The following is a 24,553-nucleotide window of genomic DNA, read 5'->3' as shown; positions in this document are numbered from 1 at the left end:
GCCGATGACCGGCACGGCGAGCGAGGCCTGCTTGGTGGCGCCGGCGGGCGGGACGCTCCCGCCCGCCGGCGACCGGGGGTCAGCTGACCGTGATGGTCAGGTTGAGCGAGCGGGTCTCCCCGCTGGTGTAGGTGACAGTCACCCGGGCGGTGAAGGTCCCCTTGCGGGGGTAGCTGTGCGCCGTCGACCGTAGTGTCGCTCCGTGCGTGATGGCGCTGTTGTCGCCGAAGTCCCACGCGTAGTCGGTGATGCTCTGCCCGGACGGCGCCGTCGCCGTGGCGGTGAGCGTGGTGGTCAGCGGCGCGGCGCCGCCGGTCGGGCTGGCGCCCAGCGACAACGTCCCGCCCGGTTCCTGTTTGACCCCGGCGCCGTTGAACCGCAGCCAGTCCAGGGCCATCAGGTCCGGTGTGCCACCGACCTGGGCGGCGTTGACGAACTTCGCGTACAGGGTGGTCGTGCCGGTGGGCTTGTTGGTCAGCGTGACGGTGGGGGAGACCAGGTTGTCCCACCCGCCGGTGGAGCCGATGGTGGCCGCGCCGATCAGCGTGCCGGTGGGCGAGCCGGTGCGCAGTTCGATGGTGCCGCCGAGCCCGCCGTTGGTCACCCCGAGCGTCACCGAGCCGACGTTGCGCAGGTCCGCCGGCCCGAACGCCACCCAGTCGTTGTGGTCGACCTCGCCGAGCCGCTTGCCGGCGCGGGCGGTGGCCCGGTCGTTGACAGTGACGCCGGACTGGGCGCTGAAGTGCTCGGCCTCCTTGCTCTTGGGCTGCAACTGCACGCGGGTCGAGCCGGTCAGGGCCGGTACGCCGCCGGCCGCGCCGCCGTCGGTGTACTGCGCGGTGATCAAGGTGTAGAGGTTCTGCCCCGGCCCGTGGCCGTCACCGGCGTCCGCCTCGGTGGCGAGCAGCCCGGAGCAGCCGGTGTAGACGTCCAGCGGGTGGGCGTGCGAGTCGTGGCCGAGCTGCGTCTGCACCGTCACCTTGGCGCAGTCGATGGTGGTCTCCTCCGGGTCGGTGACCGTCACCGTGTACGGGATCTTGTCACCGAAGTCGAAGAACCCGCCGTCGGGCACGGTGATGGTCACCGTCGGCCGGGTGTTGCCGACCACCACGTCGGTGACCGCGGTGGCGGTCAACCCGTTGCCGCTGTTGCGCACTGTCAGCCGGGCGGTGTGCTTTCCGGCTGTCGAGTAGGTGTGGCTCGGGTTGGCGGCGGTGGAGTCGGTGCTGCCGTCGTTGGTGAAGTCCCAGGCGTAGCTGAGCGCCGTGCCGTCACCCGCTGTCGTGCCGGCCGAGGAGAAGCTGACAGCGAGCGGCGTACGTCCGCTGTCCGGGCTGGCGGCGATCTTCGCGGTCGGTGGCCGCCCGTTGGCGACGTAGTCGATCCGGTAGATGCCCGCGCCGGCGTTGCTGCCGCCGCGACCGCTGCCGGTGCCCTCGCCGAAGTCGATGACGTAGAGCGAACCGTCCGGGCCGAACTCCGCCTCGAAGGGCTGGATCCAGCTCATGTTGTCGAAGATCCCGTTGATGGACTGGAGGTCACCAACGGCGGTCGGGCCGAAGCGCGCGTTGCTGAAGGTCTGCGCCGTCTTGTGGATCGACAGCGTCTTGAACCACCTGCGGGTCAGCTCATAGGTGATCCACTTGCCCTCGAAGTACTCGGGGAACTTCGTGGTGCGGGTGTTGGTCGGGTCGTAGTCGTAGACCGGGCCGCTCATCGGCCCGCCACCACCGGTGCCCAGCTCCGGGAACTGGGTCGAGGCGGAGTACGCGTACCAGACCAGCGCGGACTTCGCCGCCGGCAGGGTGGTCAGGCCGGTGTTGTTGGGTGAGTTGTTCACCGGCGCGGCGCAGTTGAACTTCGCCCCCGAGGTGTTGGTGGCGAAGTTGTAGTCGTTGAACGGGATGTTGTTGCCCACGCAGTACGGCCAACCGAAGTTGCCGGCGCTGGTGATCCGGTTGAACTCGACAGTCCCCTCCGGGCCGCGGTTGGGGTCGGCGGCGCGGGCGTCCGGACCGTAGTCGGCCACCAGCACCGCGTTGGTCTGCGGCTCGACGGTGATCCGGAACGGGTTGCGCATGCCCATCGCGTAGATCTCCGGCCGGGTCCTCGCGGTGCCGGCCGGGAAGAGGTTGCCGCTGGGCACTGTGTACGTACCGTCGGATTGTGGGGTGATCCGCAGGATCTTGCCGCGTAGGTCGTTGGTGTTGCCGGCGGTGCCCTGGGCGTCCCAGGCGGCGCGGCCGGAGCGTTCGTCGACCGGGGTGTAGCCGCTGGAGGCGAAGGGGTCGGTGTTGTCACCGATCGCCGCGTAGAGCCGTCCGGCCGTGTCCATTGCCAGCGACCCGCCCATGTGCGAGTTGGCCCGGCCCTCTCCCCGATAGGTGGGGACGGTCAGCAGACGTTTCTCCGAGGAGAGAGCGACGCTGTTGTTGGCTACCGTGAACCGGGACAGGTTGAGCTGTTTGAGGGTCTTGTCCGACCAGAGCAGGTAGATCCAGCCGTTGCTGGCGAAGTTGCGGTCCAGGGTCATCCCGAGCAGCCCGTCGGACTGGTCGGTCATCGCCGAGGTGTACGCGAAGTCCAGCAGCGTGGTGACCTGCAGGGTGTCGGAGTTGACCACCTTCAGCGCGCCGGTGCGTTGGATGTAGTAGACCTTCCGGTCCGGGCCGACGGCCAGCTCGAACGGGTCGGCCAGGTTCTCGGTGACCAGCCCCACCCGTTCGAAGTTGCTGGTCTTGGTGGCCGAGCAGTCACCGGCGACCGCGCCGGCCGCCCACTCGATGCCGTAGCGCAGGTGCTCCAGGAAGGTCGCGCTGCTGAACTGCGAGCTGGCGTGCCCACCGGCGGTGAACCAGGACCGGCCGCCGTCGTAGGGCTGACACCAGGAGTACGCGTGGTCGACGCCCTCGTCCAGGCCGTTGATCCCGTCGCGCACCTTGATCTGGGCGAGGGTGTGCACGTTGCCGGTCGGGTTGGTCCGCCAGTTGTACCACTCCTCGCTCTGCTCCCAGAGCTCCGGCAGGTTGCGCGTGGAGGGGTGCGCCCGGTCGAGCACCTTGACCCGGCCGGGGAAGGTGCCGCCGGTGGACGAGAAGTCGGGGTGGTAGTCGAAGATCGTGCCGACCAGGCCCTCGTACCACTGCCAGTCGCGTTCGCTGGCGGAGGCGGCGTGCAGGCCGGCCCAACCACCGCCGTTGCGGATGAACGTCTGCAACGCGGCCCGCTGGCTGGCGTTGAGCAGGTCGCCCGAGGTCGGCAGGCTGTTGGTGTTGTTGAACACGAGAGCGTCGAAGGTGGCGAGGTTGGCATCGGTGAAGGCCGCCGAGTCGGTGGTGGCGACGACCTCGAAGTTGTGGGCGGCGCCGAGCTGTTGGATCGCGGCGATGCCGGCCGGGATCGAGTCGTGGTAGAAGTTGGTGATCTTGGAGAAGACCAGCACCCGGAAGCGCGGGGCGGCCTCGGCGGGCAGGGCGGTGGTGGTGCTCACCACTGTGGCGATGGCGAGCAGGATCAGGCAGAACGCACGGAGGTGTCGGGGCATGGGGGCGCTCCCTGTCGGACGGTGAGGGGTCGGAAAGCGCTTTCTCGCTGCCCGCATCACGGTACTGACAGCCAGTGACGACCGTCAATAGCCCTCTGGTAAGCGGTTTCCCGCCCCTGCGGCGTCCGCGCACCGAGGGCCCCGCAGGCCCATGGGTACGGCTTACGATGTCCCTCTGGGCACGTCCGGTGACGCCATGGATGCGGTGTGTCCCGTCGACCTGGGGAGGTCTCGTGACGGTGTCGTCCACGTCGGAATTGCCCGAGGGCCGGGGTGCTGACCGGATCGACACCACGACCGTGCATCCGGCTCGCCGCTACAACTACTGGCTCGGTGGCAAGGACAACTTCGCCGTCGACCGGGAGTCCGGCGACCAGATCGCGGCTGTCTACCCAGGGGTCCGCACGCTCGCCCGGGAGAACCGGGCCTTCCTCGGCCGGGCGGTCCGGTTCCTCGCCGAGGAGGTCGGCGTCCGGCAGTTCCTCGACGTGGGCACCGGCATCCCGAGCGCTGACAACACCCATGAGGTTGCCCAGTCCGTCGCCCCCGACTCCCGGGTGGTCTACGTCGACAACGACCCGATGGTGCTGGTCCACGCCCGAGCGCTGCTGACCAGCGGCCCGGCCGGAGCCACCGCCTACCTGGACGCCGACCTGCGTGACCCGGACAAGATCCTCGCCGACCCGCAGCTGCGCACCACACTGGACCTGTCCCAGCCGGTGGGCCTGGTGCTGATCGCCGTGACGCACTTCCTGACCGACGACGACCGCCCACACGAGCACGTCGCCCGGCTGCTCGACGCGCTGCCGTCAGGCAGTTGGCTCGCGCTGACCCACTTCACCACCGACCACATCCCCACCGAGATCGTCGAGCGGATGTACGCCGAGTTCGCCTCCGGCCGGATGAAGCAGGACGCAGTACCCCGCGACCGCGCCGAGTTCGCCCGCTTCTTCACCGGTCTGGAGCTGGCCGAGCCCGGCATCGTGCCGGTCACGGAGTGGCGGCCGGAGGTGCCACCGGAGCGGCGTCCGCCCCTGGCCGACGCCTCCATCTACGGCGCGGTGGCCCGCAAGCCCTGACCGACCGTGCCACGGTGCCCGAGCCGCACTGGGTGCGTGGTCACGCCGTGCGTGTGAGGATCCCAGGCCGCATCGCGAGATGTCATTCCGCGCGCGCGGGCTCCGCCGGTCGGGTGAAGAAGCGAACGATGTCTTCCGCCGCGGTGGGGGACAGCATCATCGCCTGGACTCGTGCGGACATCTCGGCGATTGGGCGAATCCTGCTGAACATCGACTCTTCGTACGCACGAATCGCCGCATTCGGGTCGGCGGGGTTGGCGGCGAACTGGCCGGCGAGTTCTGCGGCGTCGAGCATTGCCTGGTTGGCGCCCTCGCCGACCGGTGGCATGAGGTGCGCGGCGTCACCGATGAGGGTGACGTCCGGCCGGCTGGTCCAGCGCGTATCGGCGGGCATCGCCTCGATCCGGCGTGGCGTCGGCGGGCCGTCCGCGGCCTCGATGAGTGCGGTGAGGCGGGGGGCCCAGCCGGCGAAGATATCCAGCAGGGTTTGCTTGCTGCGGTACGTGTCGAGCGGCTGGTCCTCCGCGCGCAGCGAGATCCCGACCTGGAGGCTGCCGTCGCCGAGGCGTTGCGCTGCCAGGATCTGGTTCACGCCGATACACCACAGGTTCCCGGGGCCGACCAGCTCGGCGAGATCGGGATGCCGCCGGTCGACGTCTGTGACGCTCAGCTGCACGAGAGTTGCCACGTAGGACAGTTCGACGTCGGTCAGCAGCGGCCGGACGACCGAGCGCGCGCCGTCCGCGCCGATGAGGATGTCGCAGGTGGCTCGTTGACCGTCGTGGAACGTCAGGTCCCAGCCCTCGGCGGGTCGTGGGGTCGCCGCGACGAGCCGGTGCCGCCAGGCAACCGTGTCGTCGGGGAGGGAGTCGAGCAGGAGATCACGTAGTACGCCCCGGTCGATCTCGGGACGTCCGGAGAATGAGCCAGGTTGTGGCACGTGGTGCACCAGGGTGCGTCCGGTCGGGTCGAGGATGCGATGTTCCTCGCCCTCGGGCCGCGCCTCCGACCGGAACCGGTCGGCCAGACCCGCCTCGGCCAGGGCTAGTTGCCCGGACTCCGGGTGTAGATCGAGGGTGCCGCCCTGAGGTCGCGCGGATCGGCTCGCCTCCCGGTCGTACACCACCGCGTCGATGCCGTGTCGGTGCAGGATCCGAGCCAGTGTCAAACCGCCGAGTCCGCCACCGGCGATCGCAATTCGCGTTCTCACGGCACTACCGTACACTGTATTTGTGGATACACCGTACGGTAGTGGGCCGCTGCCTGTCTGGGAGCGGCCCGAACCTCAGCCGCGGGCGGTGCCGGTGCCGTTGAGCCGCGAGAAGATCGCCGCTACGGCGATCGGGCTTGCCGACGCGCACGGCCTCGACGGGCTGTCACTACGCAAGATCGCCAAAGAGCTCGGTGTCGGTCCGATGCGGCTCTACGACTATGTGATCAACAAGTCGGAGCTACTCGATCTCATGGTCGACGTCGTCTACGCCCGGATCGCCGAGGTGGGCCGGCAATCGGGGTGGCGCGACACGGTGCTGGCCATCGCCCACGCGACCCGCGCCGCCGCCCTTGACCACGAGTGGTTCGCCGACGTGCTCGGCGGACGGCCACACCTGGGACCACACGCGCTCGCCGTGGGCGAAGCGACCGCCTCCGCGCTCAGTGCGGCCCCCGCCGTGCGCGACATCGACGATCTCCAGCGGGCCGTGGGCGCCCTCAACGCCTTCATCGTCGGATCGGTCCGCAGAGAGGTCACCGAACGCCGCACCGCACGTTCCACCGGCACCGATGAGGCTGCCTTCCAGGCCAGCCTCGGCCCCTACCTCACGCGCATGTTGGAAACCGGCAGGTACCCCACGGTGGCCCGGCTCGTCATCGACGGCGCCCACCTCAACGCCGAGGAAACCTTCAACCACAACCTCACCACCATCCTGGACGGAATCACCCGCCATCACTCGACGTGATCGGAGCCCCACGAGTGGACGTCAGCCTGGCCACGAGCGCCGGCAGTACCGATCGACCGAACGAGGACTTCGTCGGTGCGGTTCCCGGCGCTGTCGTCCTGCTCGACGGCGCCGGCATTTTAGGAGCCGAGTCGCTGTGCTCCCACGGCGTCGCCTGGTACACGCACCGCCTCGGCGGCGCGCTGCTCGGCCACCTGTCGCGCGGCGACGAACCAGATCTCGCCGCGATCCTCGCCACCGCCATCGGTGCGATCGCCGCCGAGCACGGCGACACCTGCGACATCGCGGACCCCAGCAGCCCGCAGGCCACCGTCGCGATGGTCCGCGCCCGCCAGGGCCGCTTGGACTGGCTCCTGCTCGCGGACTCCTTCCTCGTCCTCGACCAGGTCGACGGTGGACCGCAGGTCATCACCGACGGACGCGAGGTGATCGCCAGGCGCGAGTGCTCAGCGCCCCTTGAGGGCGTCACGTCAGGAACGCCGGAGTACGACCGCATCCGCGCATCGTGCGTCACGACGCTGCGGGCCCGCCGGAACCAGCTGGGCGGCTACTGGCTCGCCAAGGACGATCCGCGCGCGGCGCGGGAGGCGGTTACCGGCAGTCGGCTCCTCGCTGACCTGGCCGGCGTCGCGCTGCTCAGCAATGGTGCGAGTCGCATCGTCACCTCGTACGGCCTTACCGACTGGGTTGGCGTTCTGGAGTTGCTCGCCAACAACGGACCAGCCGGCCTCATCCGTCGCGTCCGGCAGGTCGAAGCCCAGGCCGGCAGCGGCCCCGATGCTCAGGCCCCGGACGACGCCACGGTGGCCCACTGCACGCACCTGCCGCGCACAGAATCGGCCTAGACCGGCGTCGTTCGCACACATCGATCGGTGCAGGCCGTCAGCCCAGCGGCACCTGCGTCGGCCGATCACCGCTCCCCGCGGCAGCGACACCCTCGGGCGCGCTGATCGACGTCGCGACGATCCGGCTGGGCACCACCGGCGCGTCCCGGCCGGTGCCCCGTCGGCCTTCGCCGCCGCAGGACTCCTCGTGGTAGTCCTGCTCCACGTTCACCGACCAGACGTCGTGCGTACTGCCGGTGGCGATGTTCTCGGCGGTGAGCATCGCGGTCAGCATCGAGTGGTCCTGGTTGTTGTAGCGGTGCATGCCGTTGCGGCCCACCGGGTGCACGTTCGGCACCGCCTCGGTCAGCCAGGCCCTGATCACGTCCACGTTGTGCTGGTAGCGCTCGTCGTACACCGGGTAGGCCTTGGGCATGCGCACGACGTAGCCCGCCTCCACCACGCCGGGTCGGACCAACCCCAACCGCTCCAGCTCCGCGGTGGCGAGGGCCACCAGGTCGGCATCCGGGGTACGCCACATCTCGTCGTCCTCGAACACGAAGTACTCCAGGCCAAGGCAGGTACGACCGTCCTTGACGAGGTACGGCGACCAGGAGCCGAAGTTCTGGATCCGACCGACCCGCACCCCCGGGTCGTGCACGTAGATCCAGTTGTCAGGGAACGAGAACTCCGCCGGCACGACAAGGGCGACAGTCAGGAAGTCGCGGTAGCGCAGGTCGGCCGCGCAGGCCAGCACCTCCGGCGGCGCCGGCGGGTGCAGCACGGCCACCAGCTCCGAGATCGGCATGGACGAGATCACGTGGTCGGCGGCTTCGGTACGCTGCCCGCCCGCGCCGTTGACCGTCACGCTGATCGCCCGTCGACGGGCCGGGTCGCGGTGCACGGCGGTGACCCAACTGCCCGTCCACACGTGCCCGCCCCGCTGGCGGACCTGCTCGGCGCAGCGCTCCCACATCATTCCGGGCCCGTACTTCGGGTACTGGAACTCCTCGATCAGGCTGGTCACGTCAGTGCGCCAACGCCGGGGCAGCAGCGCGTTGCGGATCGCGGTGGCCAGCGACAGGTTTTTGATCCGCTGCGCCGCCCAGTCGGCCTGCAACCGGTCCGCCGGCATACCCCAGACCTTTTCGGTGTACGTCTTGAAGAAGATCGAGTACAGCCGCCAGCCGAACCGGGCCGACACCCAGCCCTCGAAGTGCGACTGGTCCCGTGGTGGCCGCAGCCGGGCGCGGGCGTACGAGCCGAGGCAGCGGACGGCCTCGGGCAGACCCAGGTTGCGCAGCGCGTTCACGGCGCTGAGCGGGTAGTTGAACAGGGCGCCCCGGTAGAAGATGCGGCTCATCCGGGGCCGGGTCAGGAAGTCCTCGTCCGGCAGGATCTCGTGCCAGAACGCCTCCACCCGCGGCACCTTGGTGAAGAACCGGTGCCCGCCGATGTCGAACCGCCACCCGTCGCGCTCCACGGTCCGACTGATCCCGCCGACCACCTCGTCGGCCTCGAAGACCTGAACCGACCGGCCGTGCCGGAGCAGCTCGTACGCCGCGGTGAGCCCGGCCGGCCCCGCACCGATGACCACCGTGCCGTTCTGCTCGCTCATGCTGACGCGCTCCCTGTTCACCGCCATGGTTGAGGCGCGGCGTCCACCCGTTACGCGCAGAATGTCACACTTAGTGGTAGCCGGTCCTCGCTTCGGCGGGGCAGGCGGTGGCGTACCACGAGAAGAGCGACCTCCCCGCGCGCCGGGGGAGCGGGGGAGCGGGCGGATGGACCGGTGGCGCAGCGGCGCGGCGACGCTGGCCGCGCGGGCGGTCGCGACCGGTCGCGGCGCAGCGCGCCTGGCCCGCCGGGTGCCGGCGCCCTGGCCGTACGTCATCGGCTTGTTCCTCGGCGCGAAGCTGCTGCTCACAGTGCTCGGGCTCCTGGTCCTGCACGCCTGGGACGGCGTCCCCGGGGCCCCGCCGCCGGACGAGGCGTTGATGTGGGCGCAGCAGCGGGACATCTCCGGGCACCGGTGGATCTCCTTCTGGTTCGCCTGGGACTCGCTGCTCTACCTGCGGCTGAGCGAGCTGCCGCTGACCGGGCCGTGGCGAGACTTCGGCTTTCCGCTGCTGTACCCGTTCCTGGCCCGGCCGGTCGGCGCGGTGCTCGGCGGCGACACCGCGCTGGCCCTGTTGCTGATCAGCAACGTCGCGTTCCTGCTGGCGCTCTGGTACGGCCACCGGCTGGCGGAGCTGCTGCTCGGCGACGCGTACGCGGCCCGCCGGTTCATCCGGTACCTGGTGCTGCTGCCGACCGCGTTCCTGTTCCAGGCCGCGCTCACCGAGTCGCTCTTCGTCTGCCTCGCGTTGGCCACCTTCTTCTACGCCGAGCGACGGCGGTGGCTGCTGGTCGGTGTGATCGGCTACTTCCTGGCGATGAGCCGTTCCGTCGGCCTGCTCGTGGCGCTGCCGCTGGCCCTGGTGCTGCTCCGGCAGCACGACTGGCGGCTCGGGCCGCGCGCCCTGCTCGGCTACCTCCGGATCGGCTGGCCGTTGCTGCTGTTACCCGCCGGGTGGTTCACCTTCATGGCGTACTGCCGGTGGCGGGGCGGGGACTGGCTCGCCTACCAGCACGCCCAAGCGACCGGATGGGGAATCGAGGTGCAGAACCCCTTCCCGGTGCTGCTCGACGGGTTGACCGGGGAGCCGCGCGACGCCGCTCGGGTGTGGTTTGCCGTGGCCGTCCTCGCGGTGCTGGTCGTCGGTTTCCGCCGCCGGGAGCTGGCCTATCTGGTGTACGGCGTCCTCATGGTGCTGGTGCCGCTGTCGATGGGCCCGCCGGTGTACAAGAGCCTGCTGCGCTATCTGCTCGCCGCCTTCCCGGTGGCGCTGGTGCTGGCCCGCTGGGCCCGCCGTGCCAGCGTGGACGTGTGGCTGACCGCGACGCTCGCGGTGGTGCAGGGCGCGCTGTTCGTGCTGTGGCTCAGCTACTGGACCCACATGATCATTTGATTGGGGCCGCCGGCGGCCGGGCAGGATAGGCGGATGACCGAGCCACGGGTACGCCTCGACGACCTGGGCGCCTGGCTGATCAAGGGCAACGCGGACCTGGTCGACCTCGCCGCCCGGTTCGCCCGGAAGCCACTGGTGACGAGCTGGTGCGTGCGTCCCGGCTACCGGGCGCGGTTGATGTGCGCCGGGCAGCCGGTGGCCTTCTGGGCCAGCGGCAGCCGGGGCCGACTGCCGTACGGGGTGTGGGGCGTCGGGCAGGTCACCGGGGCGGCCGAGCCAGGCGCACCGGGGCAGCCGTGGTCGGTGCCGCTGGATCTGCCCATCCTCGCCGAACAGGACCGCATCTCCCGGCTGCTGTTGCGTGCCGATGACCGGCTCGCCGCCCTGGAGGTGTTCCGTCAGCCACAGGCCGCCAACCCCTCCTACCTGACCGTGGCCCAGTTCGCCGCGCTGCGGACGTACCTGCCGGGGTGAGCGCTGCGGACGTACCTGCCGGGGTGAGCGCGGAGGGCGGCCGTGCTTCGGCCAGGGTGCCTGTGCGAGCCTGCTACCGACGTGAGAAGCGTACTGAGTGGAGGCCCGGTGTTCGCCCTGCCGTTGACCGAGGACGTCGAGCTGCGCCCGCTGAACCCGTGGCGAGCCGAGGAGTTCCTCGCCCACCTCGAACGGGCCCGCGAGCACATCCAACCCTGGGTCTCGCCGTCCTTCGTCGCCACGGACCTGCCGTCGGCCCGTGCGGTGTTGCAGCGGTACGCCGACCTCTGGGCCAGCGACAGCGGTGGCATCTGGGGGCTGTGGTGGCGGGGCACGCTCGTCGGTGGGGTCATGTTCGTGTCGTTCGACGTGGCCCGGGGCGTCTGCGAGGTCGGTTGCTGGGTGGAGCCGGCGGCGCAGGGCAGGGGCCTGGTCGCCCCGGCGGTGCGCCGGATCGTCGACTGGGCGGTGCGCGAGCGCGGCATCCATCGGGTGGAGTGGCGTACCAACGCCGACAACACCCGCAGCAAGGCCCTCGCCGACCGGCTCGGCCTGCGCCTCGACGGCACGTTGCGCCAGGTCATCCCGGGTCCGCACGGTCGGATCGACATTGAAATCTGGTCGGGGCTGGCGAACGAGTGGACCGACTTTTACGCACCGTCCACTGACGACCGCGAATAGTTGTCATACCCGCGCGGCACCATGCATCCATGGCCGTCCCCGCGCTCACCCCTCATTCCGACCCGCCGCGTTCCGTGCCGCTGCGTGAGGCGCGCACCCGGTTCAGCCAGCTCGTCGCGCTGGCCGAGCTGACCGACGCGGTCACCGTCGTCACCCGCGACGGCGATCCCCGCCCGGTCGCCGCGATCGTCCCCGCCGCAGCCGCCCGCAGTGCCGCCCAGGCCCGTGCCGACGCCGACCGGCTCGCGACGGTCACCGCCGGCTGGGCCCGCCGCCTCGAGGAGCAGCACCGACGCAGCACACAGCGCCACGCCGCCGAGCTGGGCGCGGTCCGTGCGGCGCTGGCCGAGGCGTGGGCCGAGCTGGACAGCCGCGTCGTCCCGGGCAGCGACCCGACGTTGGCCCGGCTGCGCGCCGCGCATGCCGACCTGCTCGCCGGCTGAGCAGCGTCCGTGCCCGCACCGCGTTGGCCGCCTTCGCTGAGGCGGGTGACGCGCCGGGCGGGCGGCGGTGTCGTGCCGGCTGACGGGTCCCGCGTTGGCGGGGCAGGCCCGTCGGCGTCCGCGCCGACCGGCGGTCGGCGCGGCACGGGCGGCGGCGACGGACGCGCCGGCCGGGTCCACCCGGTGACGCTGTGGCCGGCGTCGGGTCAGCCCGTGGCCGGGTACGCGTGGGTCTCGGTCGCCTTGACCGCCACCCAGACCCGCTGGCCGGGGATCAGCCGTAACTGGGCGGCGGCGGCCGGCGTGACGTCGGCGGCCACCCCGATCGGTCCGTCCAGTTGCACCCGCACGTTGTCACCGTGGCGCTGGACGCCGGCCACCGTGCCCGCCCAGGTGTTCCGTGGGCTGCCGTCCGGCCGGGCCGGGTGCAGAGCCACGGCGGCCGGGCGAAACGCCACGAACGCTTCGCCTTCCAGCCGGTCGGCGACCGTGAGCGTCAGTTCCGGCGACACCCGCACCCCGTGCCCGTCGGCGCGGCCCCGGTACAGGTTCAGCCCGACCAGCCGGGCGACGTAGTCGGTACGCGGGCGGGCGGTGACGCTCGGCCCGTCGCCCTCCTGCACCACCCGGCCACCCTCGACGATGACCAGTCGGTCGGCCAACGCCAGCGCGTCCAGCGGGTCGTGGGTGACCAGCACCGTCGCGCCCGCGTGCGCCGACAGGTGCCGGTGCAGCTCCGCGCGGGTGTCCAGCCGGGTGCGGGCGTCCAGCGCGGCGAGCGGCTCGTCCAACAGCAGCAGCGACGGTGCCACGGCCAGCGCGCGGGCCAGCGCCACCCGCTGCGCCTGACCGCCGGAGAGCTGCCGCGGCTTGCGCTGCGCCTGCGCGTCCAGCCCCACCCGGCCCAGCCACTCCCGGGCGGTGGCGCGGGCGGCCCGCCGCTCGACGCCGTGCCGGCGCGGTCCGAAGGCCACATTGTCCAAGGCGCTGAGGTGCGGAAACAGCAGGTAGTCCTGGAAGACCACCCCGATCGACCGGCGTTCGGTGGGCACCCAGGCCCCGGTCGCCGGGCGGTCCAGGTCGACGTCGTCGAGGGTGACGTGCCCGTCGGTGAGGGGATGCAGCCCGGCCAGCGCCCGCAGCGCGGTGGTCTTCCCGGCCCCGTTCGGGCCGAGCAACGCCACCACCTCGCCCGGGGCAACCCGCAGCGGCACGTCGAGCCGGAAGACTCCCCGGTCGACGACGAGCCGCGCGTCGAGAAGTGGGTCGCTCATGCGGTGGTCATCCAGCGGTCCCGCAGCGCCACCAGGATGCCCACCGACACGACGAGCAGCACCAGGCTGAGCACGATCGCGGACTCCAGGTCCGTCTCCAACGCCAGGTAGACGGCGAGCGGCATGGTCTGAGTGCGACCGGGGTAGTTGCCGGCGAAGGTGATGGTGGCACCGAACTCTCCGAGCGCCCGGGCCCAGCAGAGCACCGCCCCGGCGGCCAGGCCGGGCGCCACCAGCGGCAGCGTGACGTGGGTGAAGGTGGTCCAGCGGCTGGCGCCCAACGTCGCCGCGGCCTCCTCGAAGCGGTGGTCGGCGGCACGCAGCGCACCCTCCACGGCGATCACCAGGAACGGCATGGCGACGAACGCCTCGGCCAGCACGACACCCGTGGTCGTGAAGGGCAGGGTGATGCCGAACGTGCTGTCGAGCCAGCCACCGAGCAGGCCGCGTCGGCCGAAGACCAGCAACAGCGCCACCCCGCCCACCACCGGCGGCAGCACCAGCGGCACGGTGACCAGCGCGCGTACCAGCCGGCGGCCGGGGAACTCGACCCGGGCCAGCACCCAGGCGAGCGGCACCCCGAGCAGCAGACAGAGCGCGGTGGCCAGGGTGGCGGTCTGCACCGACAGCCGCAGGGCGGTCAACGCGCCCGGCGCGGCGAGCCGCTCCGGCAGGGTCGTCCACGGTGCCCGGATCAGCAGCCCCGCCAACGGCAGAACGAGGAACAGCAACCCCAGCCCGGCGGGGATCAGCAGCGCCGCCGGCATCCGACCCCGCCGTCGAGCCGTGGCCGGGCGACCGCTCGGTGCGTTGTGCTCGTGGACCTGCCTCACGGGGCCTGGAACCCCGCGTCGGCGAGGACCGCCTGCGCCGGCGCCGAGCGGACGTACGCGACGAAGGCCCGTGCGCCGTTCGGATTCGGCGCGTCCTTCAACGCGACGATCGGGTAGTCGTTGACCGCTCGCGCCGACTCGGGAAACTCCACGCCTGTCACGTCGTCGCTCGCCGCCTGCGTGTCCGTACGGTAGACCAGTGCCGCGTCGACCTCGCCGAGCTTCACCTTGGCGAGCGCGCCCTTGACGTCCCGTTCCAGGGTGACCGGCGTCAGCGCGACGCCGGCCGCGTCCAGGGCGGTGCGGGCCGCCGCGCCGCAGGGCACCTGACTGGCGCAGAGCGCCACCTTCACACCCGGGCGGCTCAGGTCGGCCAGGCTGGCCACCGCCTTCGGGTTGCCCCGGGGCACCGCGATCACCAACTGGTTGCGGGCGAAGACGCTCGGCGTGCCGTCGGCGTCGCCGGCCTCGACGACAGTGCTCATGTTCGTCGGGGCGGCGGAGGCGAACACGTCCGCCGGCGCGCCCTGGGCGATCTGGTTGGCCAGGGCGGAACTGCCGGCGACGTTGAGGGTCACGCGGCTGCCCGGGTGGGCGGCCTCGAAGTCCTTCCCGATGCGGGTGAACGACTCGGTCAGCGAGGCGGCCGCGAACACGGTCACCGGGCCGGTCACCCGCCCGCCAGCACCGCCGCCGTTTGCCCGGCCGTCGCCCGCGCCGCAGCCGGTCAGCGCCAGGCCCGCCACCAGGACAGCCACCGCCGTACGCCTGCTCCGGGCAACCGTGCGCGCGTGCATCGTCGCGACCGTCTGCACCTTCGTCTGGGCGACCGCCCGCGCGTTCATCCGGCCGATCGTTCCCGCGTTCGTCCGCCGGACCGTCCCCGCGTTCATCTGGCCGACCGTCCGCGCGTTCATCTGGCCGACCGTCCGCGCGTTCATCTGGCCGACCGTCCGCGCGCCGGGGCGGGTGCGGCCCGCTCCACCACGACAGTGGTCGACTTGATCACCGCAACGGCCACCGAACCGACCCGCAGGTCGAGCTCGTCGACGGCCTCCCGGCTCATCAGTGACACGACCCGGAACGGGCCCGCCTGGATGTCGACCTGGGCCATCACCGTGTCCTTACGGACGTCGACGACGATGCCGCGCAACCGGTTGCGGGCCGAGGAGAACTCGGCGCCCGCATCCGGGTCGTTGGCTTGGGTGCGAGCGAACGACGCCAGGTCGACGCCGTCGACGACCCGGTGGCCGTGCTCGTCGCGCCCGGCCGTCAGGCGCCCGGCGTCCACCCAGCGGCGAATGGTGTCGGCGCTGACGCCGAGCAGGTCGGCCGCCTCCCCGATCCGGTACGTCGTCACAGGCTCACCCTAACGCCCGCATTTGCCAGCACGAAACCCCGAAATACGTAGCAAAAATGTGGGTCGGTAGGTGCCCAGGCCAGCAGTTGCATCCTGCTGTGCTGTCTCAGGACGCCTGCGGATCCCTGGTCCGCGCCCGCAAGATCGTGCTCGAACCAGGAAGTAGTGGTGTCGGCGAGCGATGAGGCCACTACATCCTGGTTGAAGCACGATCTTGGTGTGAGGCGCGGACGCGGGCGCTCAAAACCGCGCTCCCCGGTCAGTCGGGCACCGGCGTCCCTCGTCAAGATCCGCGCAATGTCAGGGATGTTGCTGCCTCTCCCGCGCATGAGGCAGCAATATCCGCAAAGTTGCGCGGATCTTGGGCGCGGGCGGGCGGTGGGTGGCGGGTGGCGGGTGGCGGGTGGCGGGCGGGCTCGGGTGAGCCCGCCCGCCACGGCGGTCAGCAGTTGCGGAGTTCGGGGGACTGGTTGAGCAGTTGGCCGCGGGTCGACACGAAGCGGCGGTAGCGCTCGCCGTCGACGGCCGATGGGCGGAACGCGGCGACGCGGTGGCAGTTCTGGAAGGCCAGGCGTACGCCGAAGTGTCGCTCCAGGCCACTGCGGATGGCGTCGCTGGCCAGTGCGCGGAGCAGTTGACCCCGGTCGGCGTCGGTGGGCGGCGGAACGACGTTGTCGGCCAGGTCGTCGTCGCCGGCCTCCAGTTCGGCGACCACCCGGCTGACGGTGGCCCAGGCGTACGGCAGCGAGTCACGGACGCAGGCGATGAACGCCTCGTCGTCGATAGGGCCGCGTTCGGCGGCGTCCAGCAGTGCGGGCGGGACAGTGAGCGACATGGTTCTCCTCCGTTACGGCTAATGATTACCGTTTTCAACAACGGCGCCGACTGAGCAGACCACGTCTCTCGCAGGACGTCAACGATGGCCCGGCGCGCCACGCCGCGACCCACCCCATGTCCTGGGACGAGCGGCGGCGTCAGGGCCGGCGGGGGTGGCCCTTGAGGTGCCGGCCCAGTTCGCGGGCGATCTCCCGGTTGGCGTCGCGCTCGGCCAGCGTCTGCCGCTTGTCGTAGGAGCGCTTGCCCTTGGCGAGAGCCAACTCGACCTTGGCGAAGCCGTTCTCGAAGTACATCGACAGCGGAACGAGGGTCACCCCGCCCTCGCGGACCTTGTCCAGGATCCGGTCGATCTCGGCGCGGTGCAGCAGCAGCTTGCGGTTGCGGCGCGGGGCGTGGTTGGTCCACGTGCCGTAGGCGTACTCGGCGATGTGGAGGCCGTAGAGCACGATCTCGCCGTCGCGCTCGTGCGCGAACGCGTCCACCAGCGAGGCCCGCCCCTCGCGTAGCGACTTGACCTCGGTGCCGACCAGCACGATGCCCGCCTCGTACGTGCGCAGCACGGTGTACTCGTGCCGGGCCTTCTTGTTGGAGGCGATCAACCGGCGGGTGGGTGGCTTGGACGGGGTCACCAGGCGACGATATCCGGCCGCCGGAGCAGTCGTACCGGCCGGCTCAGTCGGGTGCCGGGCGCGCGGGACGTAGTCGCGCGGTGAGGTCCCGCACCGCGTCCCCGAACGCCTCCTGCGACTCACACGGCCAGTGTCCGAGGATCGGCGGCGGAACGCTGTCGCTGGGTGCCGGCACCACGTCCTGCGGGTCGGTCAACCGCCGGTCCACCGTCGCCGGCGGACCGGTCAGCGTCTCGGCCTCCCCGGGACGGTGGGAGGCGAAGATCCATCCGCCGATCGGGTCGGTGTCGCGCCACAGGTTGATCCAGCGCCAGCCGACCCGTTCGCCGATCTCCCGCAGCGCCGGGTCGTCGGCGTACGCCGGGAAGAGCCGGGAGTAGAGCCGGCCCAGCGGTGATCCGTAGGTCAGCAGGGCGACCCGGTCGGTGATCCGGGTGGGCAGTTGCAGGACCGCGGCGGCGAGCAGTACCGAGCCGTGGCTGTGTCCGGCCAGCAGCACGCCCTGCCCCTGTTCCACCAGGTAGGTGATCCGCTTGGCCAACTCCGGCACGGCCCGCTCGGCGTAGCAGGGCGGCGCGAACGGGTGTGCCGCGCGGGGCCAGAAGGTGCCCAGATCCCAGAGCACCCCCACGTACCGACGGAACTGTGGTGTCCGGTACGCGAAGATGCCGCCCACCACCAGGCCGAGCAGGATCGCGGCGATCACGTAGCTACCGGACCCGATCAGGAAGTTGACCATGCCCTCGGGCACTCCGACGTAGCGCTGCGCCACGTCCCCGGGTAGGAGTTGGAGCAGGCCGAGCACGCTGGTGGCGAGGCCGAGCGCCGCCAGGCCGGCGTACACCACGGAGAGCGGCTCCAGTCGTTCGGTGAAGCGGGCGCGGGCCACCGCCTGCTCGACCCGCCGCAGCCGGGCCGCCGCGTGCGGCGGCGCGTCCGGGAAGTCGGCGGCCACGATCGCCCGCGCGGCCCGCCGCCGCCCGCGCCGGGTCATCCTGGTGAGCAGGGCAGCCACCAGCAGTGCGGTCACCACGGCCAGGAAAAACCCGAAGATCGCCCATTTGTACGCCAGCGGAGGGCTGGTCTCCAGGCCGTCAGCGGTCGTCCCGTTGCGGTCGAGCAGGTCCGCCACCCGGTAGACAAGCTCGGCCGAGAACGCCACGGCGAGCCCGGCCGAGATCGTCATGAAGACCGGCGCTCCCAACGCGCGGATGGGTGACCCGCGCTGCCCGCCACCCCGCCGCCAGATCACCAGCACGGCGAGCGCGACCACCAGCACGGTCTGGCTGACGAACAGCCAGGCCACGATCGCGCTGTAGCCGGGCAGCACGCCGCCCTGCGGCCACGGCGCCGGGCTGATGACGATGTGCACGATCACCAGCATCGTCACGCCGCAGGCGATGGTGCGCAGCCCGCGGAAGACCCCGTCCACCCGGGGCGACGGGTCGGTGCGGTCGATGCTCCGCACCACCGTGACCAGGACCAGGCAGCTCAGCAGTACCAACCCGGTGGCGGTCAGCAGGATCACCATCACCCACGAGCGGTGCTGGCTGGCTCGCGCGGCCAGCAGGCTGCCGCTCAGCGTGGCGAACGCCGCCGCGACGTGCACCGAGCGCAGTCGACCCACCAGCGGCTCACCGTCCCACTGGCCGACGGCGCTCAACTGGTGTTTCGACATCGTCGTCGACGGCGTCCGGAACGCGTCGAACGAATGGCCCGGGCGAGCGCCCAACCACCAGAGGAGCCCGATGGCGGCGACCGGCACGAGCGCCAGCACACCCAGGCGCAGCCCGGTCGGGCGCCCGCCGAGCCAGGACAGCCAGGTCCGACCGGCCAGGCACGACGGGGTGCCCATGCAGCGCCACGCGATCAGGTCCAGCGCCACCCCGACGATGGAGAGCACGTAGAGCATGGTGAGGGTGAGGGCGAGCACCCGGCACAGCGCCATGAAGCCGCGCTTCGAGACGGTGTTCGCCGGGCGCATCCACAGCGCCACGTTGCAGAGCATGAACGGCAGCAGGAAGACCAGCGACAGCGTCCGCACGGCCGTGCCGGACGGCAGGTCACTCCAGCGGTACGCCTCCAGCGTCACCCCGTCCGTCCCGGTGGAGTCCGGATAGCCGGGGCGCGGTCGGTAGAAACCTCCGCTGCGGTCCCCGGCGACCTGGTGCACGTACGGCCGGTCCAACACCTGGTCCGCGCCCGCGCCGGAGACACCGTGCACCCGCAGCTCCACGATCCCGCCCGCTGTCGGCGGTCCGGTCGGTGTCGCGTCGGCCATGGGCCCCCCGAGGTGTGCGCAGCAACCGGGCGGGTCGTCGATGTCCGGCCACCCGCGCGGCTCCCCGGCTTACCCGTCTGCGGGGCGGTCAACCGTGGGCCGGGCCTCGGCGATGGTGCGGTCGACCCTCGACAGGTGATTTCATGGCGCCATGGCGAACCCGGTGATCCTGACCGTCGACGACGACCCCGTGGTGTCCCGGGCGGTGGCCCGAGACATCCGGCGTCGCTACGGCGACCGTTACCGGGTGTTGCGGGCGTCCTCCGGGCCGGAGGCGCTGGACGCGCTGCGCGAGGTCAAACTGCGCGGCGAACAGGTGGCGCTGCTGCTGGCCGACCACCGGATGCCGGAGATGACCGGCGTCGAGTTCCTGGAAGCGGCGATGGACATCTTCCCGGCGGCCCGCCGGGTGCTGCTCACCGCGTACGCGGACACCGACGCCGCGATCGAGGCCATCAACGTGGTCGACCTGGACCACTACCTGCTCAAGCCCTGGCACCCGCCGGAGGAGAAGCTGTATCCGGTGGTTGACGGACTGCTGGAGGCGTGGGCGGTCACTCCGGACGCGGCCAGCGCGGAGATCCGGGTCGTCGGTCACCGCTGGTCGGCGCCGTCGTTCAAGGTCCGCGACTTCCTGGCCCGCAACCTGGTGCCGTACCGGTGGCTGTTGTCCGACGATCCGGAGGGCGTCCGGTTGCTCGACGCGGCCGGGGCCACCGAGGCGGACGTGCCGCTGGTGGTGACGCCGGAGGGCAAGGCGTTGGTCGCCCCGAGCGAGGCCGAGTTGGCCGCGCTGGCCGGGTTGACCGTGGTGCCGGCGTGTGACTTCTACGACCTGGTGGTGATCGGCGGCGGCCCCGCCGGTCTCGGTTCCGCGGTGTACGGAGCGTCGGAGGGGCTGCGCACCGTGCTCGTGGAGCGACGGGCGACCGGCGGTCAGGCCGGGCAGAGCAGCCGCATCGAGAACTACCTGGGCTTCCCTGACGGTGTCTCCGGCGCGCAGTTGACCGATCGGGCCCGACGGCAGGCGGTCAAGTTCGGCGCCGAGCTGCTCAGCGCCCGGGAGGTGGTCGGTCTCAGCGAGGCCGGCGGTGCCCGACTGCTGCGTTTCGGCGACGGCACCGAGATCGCCGCGCACACCGTGGTGCTGGCCACCGGCGTGTCGTACCGGGTGCTCGACGCCCCTGGGCTGGCCGACTTCACCGGGCGGGGGGTGTTCTACGGCGCCGCCGCCACCGAGGCGCCGAGCTGCGTCGAGCAGGACGTCTACATCGTCGGCGGGGCCAACTCCGCCGGCCAGGCTGCTGTCCACTTCTCCCGGTACGCGTCGAGGGTGCACCTGCTCATCCGTGGTGCGGACCTGACCGCCTCGATGTCGCGTTACCTGATCGACCAGCTGGAACGGATCGACCGGATCACCGTGCACCCGTACACCGCAGTGGTCGGTGGGGCGGGGGAGGACCACCTGGAGCGGCTCACCCTGTGCGACACCCGCACCGGGGAGGCCCGCTCGGTCGACACCTCCTGGCTGTTCATCTTCATCGGCGCGGAGCCCCGCACCGACTGGCTGGACGGGGTACTGGTCCGCGACGGCCGTGGTTTCATCGTGACCGGTCCGGATCTGCTCGCCGGGGGGCGGCGGCCGGCCGGTTGGTCGTTGTCGCGCGACCCGTACCACCTGGAGACCAGCGTGCCGGGCGTGTTCGCCGCCGGGGACGTGCGGGCCGAGTCGGTCAAGCGGGTCGCTTCGGCCGTCGGCGAGGGCGCGATGGCGGTGTCGTTGGTGCACCGCTACCTGGAGGCCCAGTGAGCCGGCTTTTGCGAGCGAAGGAGTCCCTGTGACCATCGAGTCTGACCGGCTGACACCGGCGCAGTTGCGCACCCTGTTCCTGTTCGAGGCGCTCGACGAGGGGCGACTCGAGTGGCTGGCCGAACGCGGCCGGGTCGAGCAGCGTGCCGGCGGCACCCTCGTGTACGCCGAGGGGGAGCCCGCGACCTGCTTCTTGGTGCTGGTGCGCGGCGCGGTGGCGCTGAGCCGCCAGGTGCGCGGCGACGACGTCGAGGTCAGCCGCACCGACCAGCGCGGCGTGTACGGCGGGGCGGTCCAGGCTTACCTGGGTGACCAGGTCGACCAGATCTACCGCAACACCATGCGGGCGGTGGTCGACTCGGACTTCTTCGTGCTGCCGGCGGAAGACTTCGCGCACGCCCTGCGGTCCTGGTTCCCGATGCCCATGCACCTGTTGGAGGGGCTGTTCCTCGGCCTGCGCGACAGCCAGGCCATCGTCGGCGAACGGGAGCGGCTGCTGGCCCTCGGTTCGCTCTCGGCGGGGCTGACCCACGAGCTGAACAACCCTGCCGCGGCGGCGGTGCGGGCCACCTCTGTGCTGCGGGACCGGGTCGCCGGGATGCGGCACAAGCTCGCCATGGTCGCCGACGGCCGGCTCGACGGCAGGGCGCTGCACGGCCTCGTCGGGTTGCAGGAGGAGGCGGTTGCCCGGGTGGCCACCGCGCCGAAGCTGACCCCGATGGCCACGGCCGACGCCGAGGACACCCTCACCGACTGGCTGAAGGACCATGGCGTCGGCGGGGCCTGGGACCTGGCGCCGATCCTGGTCGGCGGTGGGCTCGACGCTGCCTGGTTGGCGCAGGTGAAGGCCGCGGTCGGTGCCGCGGACCTGGAGGCGGCGGTGCGCTGGCTCACCTACACGGTCGACACCGAGCTGCTGATGCGGGAGATCGGCGACGCTGTCACCCGGATCTCCGGGCTCGTGGACGCCGCCAAGCAGTATTCGCAGCTGGACCGCGCGCCGCACCGGGTGGTGGACGTGCACGACCTGCTCGACGCGACGCTGGTGATGTTCAAGGGCAAGATCCCCGCCGAGGTCAAACTGGCCCGCGAGTACGACCGGAACCTCCCACCGGTCCCGGCGTACGCGGCCGAGCTGAATCAGGTGTGGACCAACCTGATCGACAACGCGTTGGGCGCGATGGGGGACAAGGGTGTGCTGACCGTCCGCACCGGACGGATCGGTGACCAGTTGGCGGTGGAGATCACCGACACCGGGCCGGGCATCCCGCCAGAGGTGCGTCCGCGCATCTTCGAGCCGTTCTTCACCACCAAGCCGGTCGGCGCGGGCACCGGTCTGGGGCTGGACATCTCGTACCGGATCGTGGTGCACAAGCACCACGGCGACATCCGGGTGGAGACCGAGCCGGGCTGCACCACCTTCCGGGTCCTGCTGCCGATCACGGACGAGCCCCGCGACGCGCCGATTACCTAGAGACAGCAGGTGGTCGCAGGCAGTAGTCTCGGGCGGCGTTTGTGATCCCCGCCCGGAGGAGGGTCCGTGGAGTCGATGGCCCGCCAGCGCACCGCTGCTGAGGACGACGACCAGCCGATCGACCCGCCCGGCGACAGCTCAGTGCTGCCGGAGCTGGAGGATCGGGACTGGCTGCACCACGCGCAGGAGTTCGCACACACCAGCTTCTGGGCGGTGGCCCGGCGGCTGCCCCGGCTGGTCCGGGAAGCGGTCGGCCTGGCCTGGTCCACAAACCAGCGCGACACCGTCGCCTCCATCGGCCTGAACATCGCCGCCGGGGTGATGACCACGTTCGGCCTGCTCGCCACGACGAGCGTGCTGCGCGAGTTGTTCGCCGCCGGCCCCACCCCGGACCGGGTCCGCTCGGCCCTGCCGGCGCTGATCGTGGCCGCGGCGGCGGTGTCGGCGCGCGGCGGCCTGACCATCGCGGCCGGTTGGGCCCAGGCCCGGCTGACCCCCCAGATCAACTACCAGGTGGAGTTACGTCTGTTCGAGGCCACCACGGCGGTGGACCTGGCCGCGTTCGACGACGCCGGCTTCGCCGAGGAGATGGACCGCGCCCGCGACCGGGGGATGGGCGAGGCGGCGTGGATCGTCGACCACACCGTCAACCTGGTCACCGGCGTGGTCGGCATGCTCGCCACCGCCGTGGCGGTGACCGTCATCCAGCCGCTGCTGCTGCCCTGCCTGCTGCTCGCCGCGGTGCCCCAGGCGATCACGGCGGTGCGGATGGCCCGCCGGGAGTACCTGGCGATGCTGGCCCGGATCACCCGGCGCCGCCGGATGTGGATGCTCGCCCACCTGATGGCCAACCGGCACACCGCCGCCGAGGTGCGCGCCTACCAGATGCGCGACTTCCTGCTCGCCGAGTACCGCGGCGTGATGGCCGTCGAGACCCGTGCCCAGCTGCGGCTGGTCCGCTCGCAGACCGGCACCCGGGTGGTCGGTGCCACGGTGGCGGGCCTGGCCACCTTCGGCGTGTACGCGGTCCTCGGTGGTCTGCTGCTCAGTGGGATGGTCGCCCTCGCCGCCGCGGCCACCGCCCTGCTCGCGTTGCAGTCCGCGCGGACCAGCCTGGGCGTGGCGGTCGTCGCCACCAACTCACTGTACGAGGACGCCCTCTACTACCAGGACTACCAGGACTTCCTGGCCCGCGCCCGGGCCCGGGTGCCGGTCGGAGGCAGTCGGGTGGCCGACGGCGTCGACGTGATCGAGGTGGACGAGGTGAGCCTGCGCTACCCCGACACCGACGCGCCGGCGGTGGACCGGGTCAGCCTCACCGTCCGCCGGGGCGAGGTGATCGCGCTGGTCGGCGAGAACGGCTCGGGCAAGACCACCCTGGCCAAACTGATCGCTGGCCTCTACCAGCCGACCGGCGGGGTGATCCGCTGGGACGGCGTCGACGCCGCCGAGTTGGACCCGCGTGCCCTGGGCGCCCAGGTGGCCGTGATGACCCAGGAGTGGTGGAAGTTTCCGTTCACCGCCGGGCAGAACATCCGCGTCGGCCGGCACGACCGCCCGCCGGACCGGTCCGGTCCGAGTGTGCAGGAGGCGGCCCGCGCGGCCGCCGCACACGACATGATCGTTGGCCTGCCGCACGGCTACGACACGTTGCTCGACCGGGAGTTCAAGGACGGCCACGAGCTGTCCGGCGGGCAGTGGCAGCGGCTCGTCGCGGCTCGCGGCCTCTACCGGGACGCCGCCCTGCTGATCTGCGACGAACCCTCGGCCGCCCTGGACGCGCGTGCCGAACATGCCCTGTTCCAGCACCTGGGCCGTCGCCCCGACCGGGCGGTCGTGCTGATCACCCACCGGCTGGCGAACGTCCGGCATGCCGACCGGATCTTCGTGCTGGAACGGGGTCGACTCGTTCAGCACGGCAGTCACGACGAGCTCATGACCGCCGGTGGCCTCTACCGCGAGCTGTTCAACCTGCAGGCCAGCGGTTACCTGACCGGGGTCGACGGACGCCGTCCCGCCGACACCCGCTGACCAGACTGCG

Annotated in this window: 20 protein-coding genes; 10 read left to right on the top strand and 10 right to left on the bottom strand. The window is 71.5% G+C overall.

All coding sequences use genetic code 11. The features are described 5' to 3' along the window. Positions 1-79 precede the first annotated feature (79 nt). Complete coding sequence (locus tag ACFYPG_RS01545; RefSeq protein WP_387349487.1) at positions 80-3,544, bottom strand: ThuA domain-containing protein; 3,465 nt, start codon at positions 3,542-3,544, stop codon at positions 80-82. A 233-nt stretch (positions 3,545-3,777) separates the two neighbouring features. Here ACFYPG_RS01545 and ACFYPG_RS01540 point away from each other — a divergent pair, with 233 nt between their 5' ends. Beyond that, the gene (locus ACFYPG_RS01540) at positions 3,778-4,623 is read left to right on the top strand and encodes an SAM-dependent methyltransferase (protein WP_355006768.1); all 846 of its coding nucleotides are present in this window, start codon (positions 3,778-3,780) and stop codon (positions 4,621-4,623) included. A gap of 82 nt (positions 4,624-4,705) precedes the next feature. Here the strand turns inward: ACFYPG_RS01540 and ACFYPG_RS01535 are convergent, their stop codons facing one another. Beyond that, positions 4,706-5,833 carry an FAD-dependent oxidoreductase gene (locus tag ACFYPG_RS01535; RefSeq protein WP_387349485.1) on the bottom strand — a complete coding sequence of 376 codons (1,128 nt, stop codon included), beginning with the start codon at positions 5,831-5,833 and terminating at the stop codon, positions 4,706-4,708. Positions 5,834-5,855: 22 nt separating this feature from the next. Here ACFYPG_RS01535 and ACFYPG_RS01530 point away from each other — a divergent pair, with 22 nt between their 5' ends. Both ACFYPG_RS01530 and ACFYPG_RS01525 read left to right on the top strand, forming a co-directional pair. Continuing rightward, positions 5,856-6,581, top strand: a complete 726-nt coding sequence (locus ACFYPG_RS01530) for a TetR/AcrR family transcriptional regulator (protein WP_387349483.1) — start codon at positions 5,856-5,858, stop codon at positions 6,579-6,581. Between the two features lie 14 nt (positions 6,582-6,595). Continuing rightward, entirely contained in the window at positions 6,596-7,426 is an 831-nt protein-coding gene (locus ACFYPG_RS01525) for a hypothetical protein (protein ID WP_387349482.1), read from the top strand. 37 nt (positions 7,427-7,463) lie between these two features. Here the strand turns inward: ACFYPG_RS01525 and ACFYPG_RS01520 are convergent, their stop codons facing one another. Continuing rightward, on the bottom strand, positions 7,464-9,023 hold the full coding sequence (locus tag ACFYPG_RS01520; RefSeq protein WP_387349480.1) for an NAD(P)/FAD-dependent oxidoreductase: 1,560 nt from the start codon (positions 9,021-9,023) through the stop codon (positions 7,464-7,466). A 166-nt stretch (positions 9,024-9,189) separates the two neighbouring features. Here ACFYPG_RS01520 and ACFYPG_RS01515 point away from each other — a divergent pair, with 166 nt between their 5' ends. The 4 genes from ACFYPG_RS01515 (at position 9,190) to ACFYPG_RS01500 (ending at position 12,014) form a co-directional block, all read left to right on the top strand. Continuing rightward, a complete protein-coding gene (locus tag ACFYPG_RS01515) occupies positions 9,190-10,416 on the top strand; it encodes a hypothetical protein (RefSeq protein WP_387349478.1) in 1,227 nt (408 codons plus the stop codon). Positions 10,417-10,449: 33 nt separating this feature from the next. Next, positions 10,450-10,890, top strand: a complete 441-nt coding sequence (locus tag ACFYPG_RS01510) for a hypothetical protein (protein ID WP_387349477.1) — start codon at positions 10,450-10,452, stop codon at positions 10,888-10,890. A 108-nt stretch (positions 10,891-10,998) separates the two neighbouring features. Further along, on the top strand, positions 10,999-11,571 hold the full coding sequence (locus ACFYPG_RS01505) for a GNAT family N-acetyltransferase (RefSeq protein WP_387350865.1): 573 nt from the start codon (positions 10,999-11,001) through the stop codon (positions 11,569-11,571). Positions 11,572-11,600: 29 nt separating this feature from the next. Beyond that, a complete protein-coding gene (locus ACFYPG_RS01500) occupies positions 11,601-12,014 on the top strand; it encodes a type II toxin-antitoxin system prevent-host-death family antitoxin (protein WP_355006775.1) in 414 nt (137 codons plus the stop codon). Between the two features lie 206 nt (positions 12,015-12,220). Here ACFYPG_RS01500 and ACFYPG_RS01495 read toward each other — a convergent pair whose 3' ends face one another. The 7 genes from ACFYPG_RS01495 to ACFYPG_RS01465 all read right to left on the bottom strand — a co-directional run bounded on the left by ACFYPG_RS01495 (position 12,221) and on the right by ACFYPG_RS01465 (position 19,228). Further along, complete coding sequence (locus ACFYPG_RS01495) at positions 12,221-13,288, bottom strand: ABC transporter ATP-binding protein (RefSeq protein WP_387349475.1); 1,068 nt, start codon at positions 13,286-13,288, stop codon at positions 12,221-12,223. After that, positions 13,285-14,055 (bottom strand): molybdate ABC transporter permease subunit, encoded by a 771-nt coding sequence (gene modB / locus ACFYPG_RS01490; protein WP_387350864.1) that lies wholly within the window; start codon positions 14,053-14,055, stop codon positions 13,285-13,287. The genes ACFYPG_RS01495 and modB overlap by 4 nt, the downstream gene beginning before the upstream one ends. Before the next feature lie 62 nt (positions 14,056-14,117). Beyond that, complete coding sequence (gene modA / locus ACFYPG_RS01485) at positions 14,118-14,918, bottom strand: molybdate ABC transporter substrate-binding protein (protein ID WP_387350862.1); 801 nt, start codon at positions 14,916-14,918, stop codon at positions 14,118-14,120. Between the two features lie 140 nt (positions 14,919-15,058). Next, complete coding sequence (locus ACFYPG_RS01480) at positions 15,059-15,481, bottom strand: molybdopterin-binding protein (RefSeq protein ID WP_387349473.1); 423 nt, start codon at positions 15,479-15,481, stop codon at positions 15,059-15,061. A gap of 442 nt (positions 15,482-15,923) precedes the next feature. After that, a complete protein-coding gene (locus ACFYPG_RS01475; protein ID WP_355007333.1) occupies positions 15,924-16,316 on the bottom strand; it encodes an SCO5389 family protein in 393 nt (130 codons plus the stop codon). Between the two features lie 139 nt (positions 16,317-16,455). Further along, positions 16,456-16,947, bottom strand: a complete 492-nt coding sequence (smpB, locus tag ACFYPG_RS01470; RefSeq protein WP_355007334.1) for an SsrA-binding protein SmpB — start codon at positions 16,945-16,947, stop codon at positions 16,456-16,458. A gap of 43 nt (positions 16,948-16,990) precedes the next feature. Continuing rightward, positions 16,991-19,228 carry a hypothetical protein gene (locus tag ACFYPG_RS01465; RefSeq protein WP_387349470.1) on the bottom strand — a complete coding sequence of 746 codons (2,238 nt, stop codon included), beginning with the start codon at positions 19,226-19,228 and terminating at the stop codon, positions 16,991-16,993. A 151-nt stretch (positions 19,229-19,379) separates the two neighbouring features. On the opposite strand from ACFYPG_RS01465, the gene ACFYPG_RS01460 reads away from it, so the two are divergent. From ACFYPG_RS01460 to ACFYPG_RS01450, 3 genes are all read left to right on the top strand, one after another. Continuing rightward, positions 19,380-21,038 (top strand): FAD-dependent oxidoreductase, encoded by a 1,659-nt coding sequence (locus ACFYPG_RS01460; protein WP_355007336.1) that lies wholly within the window; start codon positions 19,380-19,382, stop codon positions 21,036-21,038. Positions 21,039-21,066: 28 nt separating this feature from the next. Beyond that, positions 21,067-22,512: an ATP-binding protein gene (locus tag ACFYPG_RS01455; protein WP_387349468.1), complete on the top strand. Its 1,446-nt coding sequence runs from the start codon at positions 21,067-21,069 to the stop codon at positions 22,510-22,512. A 75-nt stretch (positions 22,513-22,587) separates the two neighbouring features. Beyond that, on the top strand, positions 22,588-24,543 hold the full coding sequence (locus tag ACFYPG_RS01450) for an ABC transporter ATP-binding protein (protein WP_387350860.1): 1,956 nt from the start codon (positions 22,588-22,590) through the stop codon (positions 24,541-24,543). The last annotated feature ends 10 nt before the right edge of the window (positions 24,544-24,553 follow it).

The sequence above is a fragment of the Micromonospora sp. NPDC005553 genome (assembly GCF_042871765.1).
Lineage (GTDB): Bacteria > Actinomycetota > Actinomycetes > Mycobacteriales > Micromonosporaceae > Micromonospora.
This window is presented reverse-complemented; position numbering and strand designations above follow the sequence as displayed.

Coding starts and splice junctions, on each gene's coding strand:
- ACFYPG_RS01545 (WP_387349487.1), bottom strand. CDS start 3,544: ATGCCCCGACACCTCCGTGCGTTCTGCCTGATCCTGCTCGCCATCGCC.
- ACFYPG_RS01520 (WP_387349480.1), bottom strand. CDS start 9,023: ATGAGCGAGCAGAACGGCACGGTGGTCATCGGTGCGGGGCCGGCCGGG.
- ACFYPG_RS01515 (WP_387349478.1), top strand. CDS start 9,190: ATGGACCGGTGGCGCAGCGGCGCGGCGACGCTGGCCGCGCGGGCGGTC.
- ACFYPG_RS01510 (WP_387349477.1), top strand. CDS start 10,450: ATGACCGAGCCACGGGTACGCCTCGACGACCTGGGCGCCTGGCTGATC.
- ACFYPG_RS01500 (WP_355006775.1), top strand. CDS start 11,601: ATGGCCGTCCCCGCGCTCACCCCTCATTCCGACCCGCCGCGTTCCGTG.
- ACFYPG_RS01495 (WP_387349475.1), bottom strand. CDS start 13,288: ATGAGCGACCCACTTCTCGACGCGCGGCTCGTCGTCGACCGGGGAGTC.
- modB (WP_387350864.1), bottom strand. CDS start 14,055: ATGCCGGCGGCGCTGCTGATCCCCGCCGGGCTGGGGTTGCTGTTCCTC.
- modA (WP_387350862.1), bottom strand. CDS start 14,918: ATGCACGCGCGCACGGTTGCCCGGAGCAGGCGTACGGCGGTGGCTGTC.
- ACFYPG_RS01475 (WP_355007333.1), bottom strand. CDS start 16,316: ATGTCGCTCACTGTCCCGCCCGCACTGCTGGACGCCGCCGAACGCGGC.
- ACFYPG_RS01465 (WP_387349470.1), bottom strand. CDS start 19,228: ATGGCCGACGCGACACCGACCGGACCGCCGACAGCGGGCGGGATCGTG.
- ACFYPG_RS01460 (WP_355007336.1), top strand. CDS start 19,380: ATGGCGAACCCGGTGATCCTGACCGTCGACGACGACCCCGTGGTGTCC.
- ACFYPG_RS01450 (WP_387350860.1), top strand. CDS start 22,588: ATGGCCCGCCAGCGCACCGCTGCTGAGGACGACGACCAGCCGATCGAC.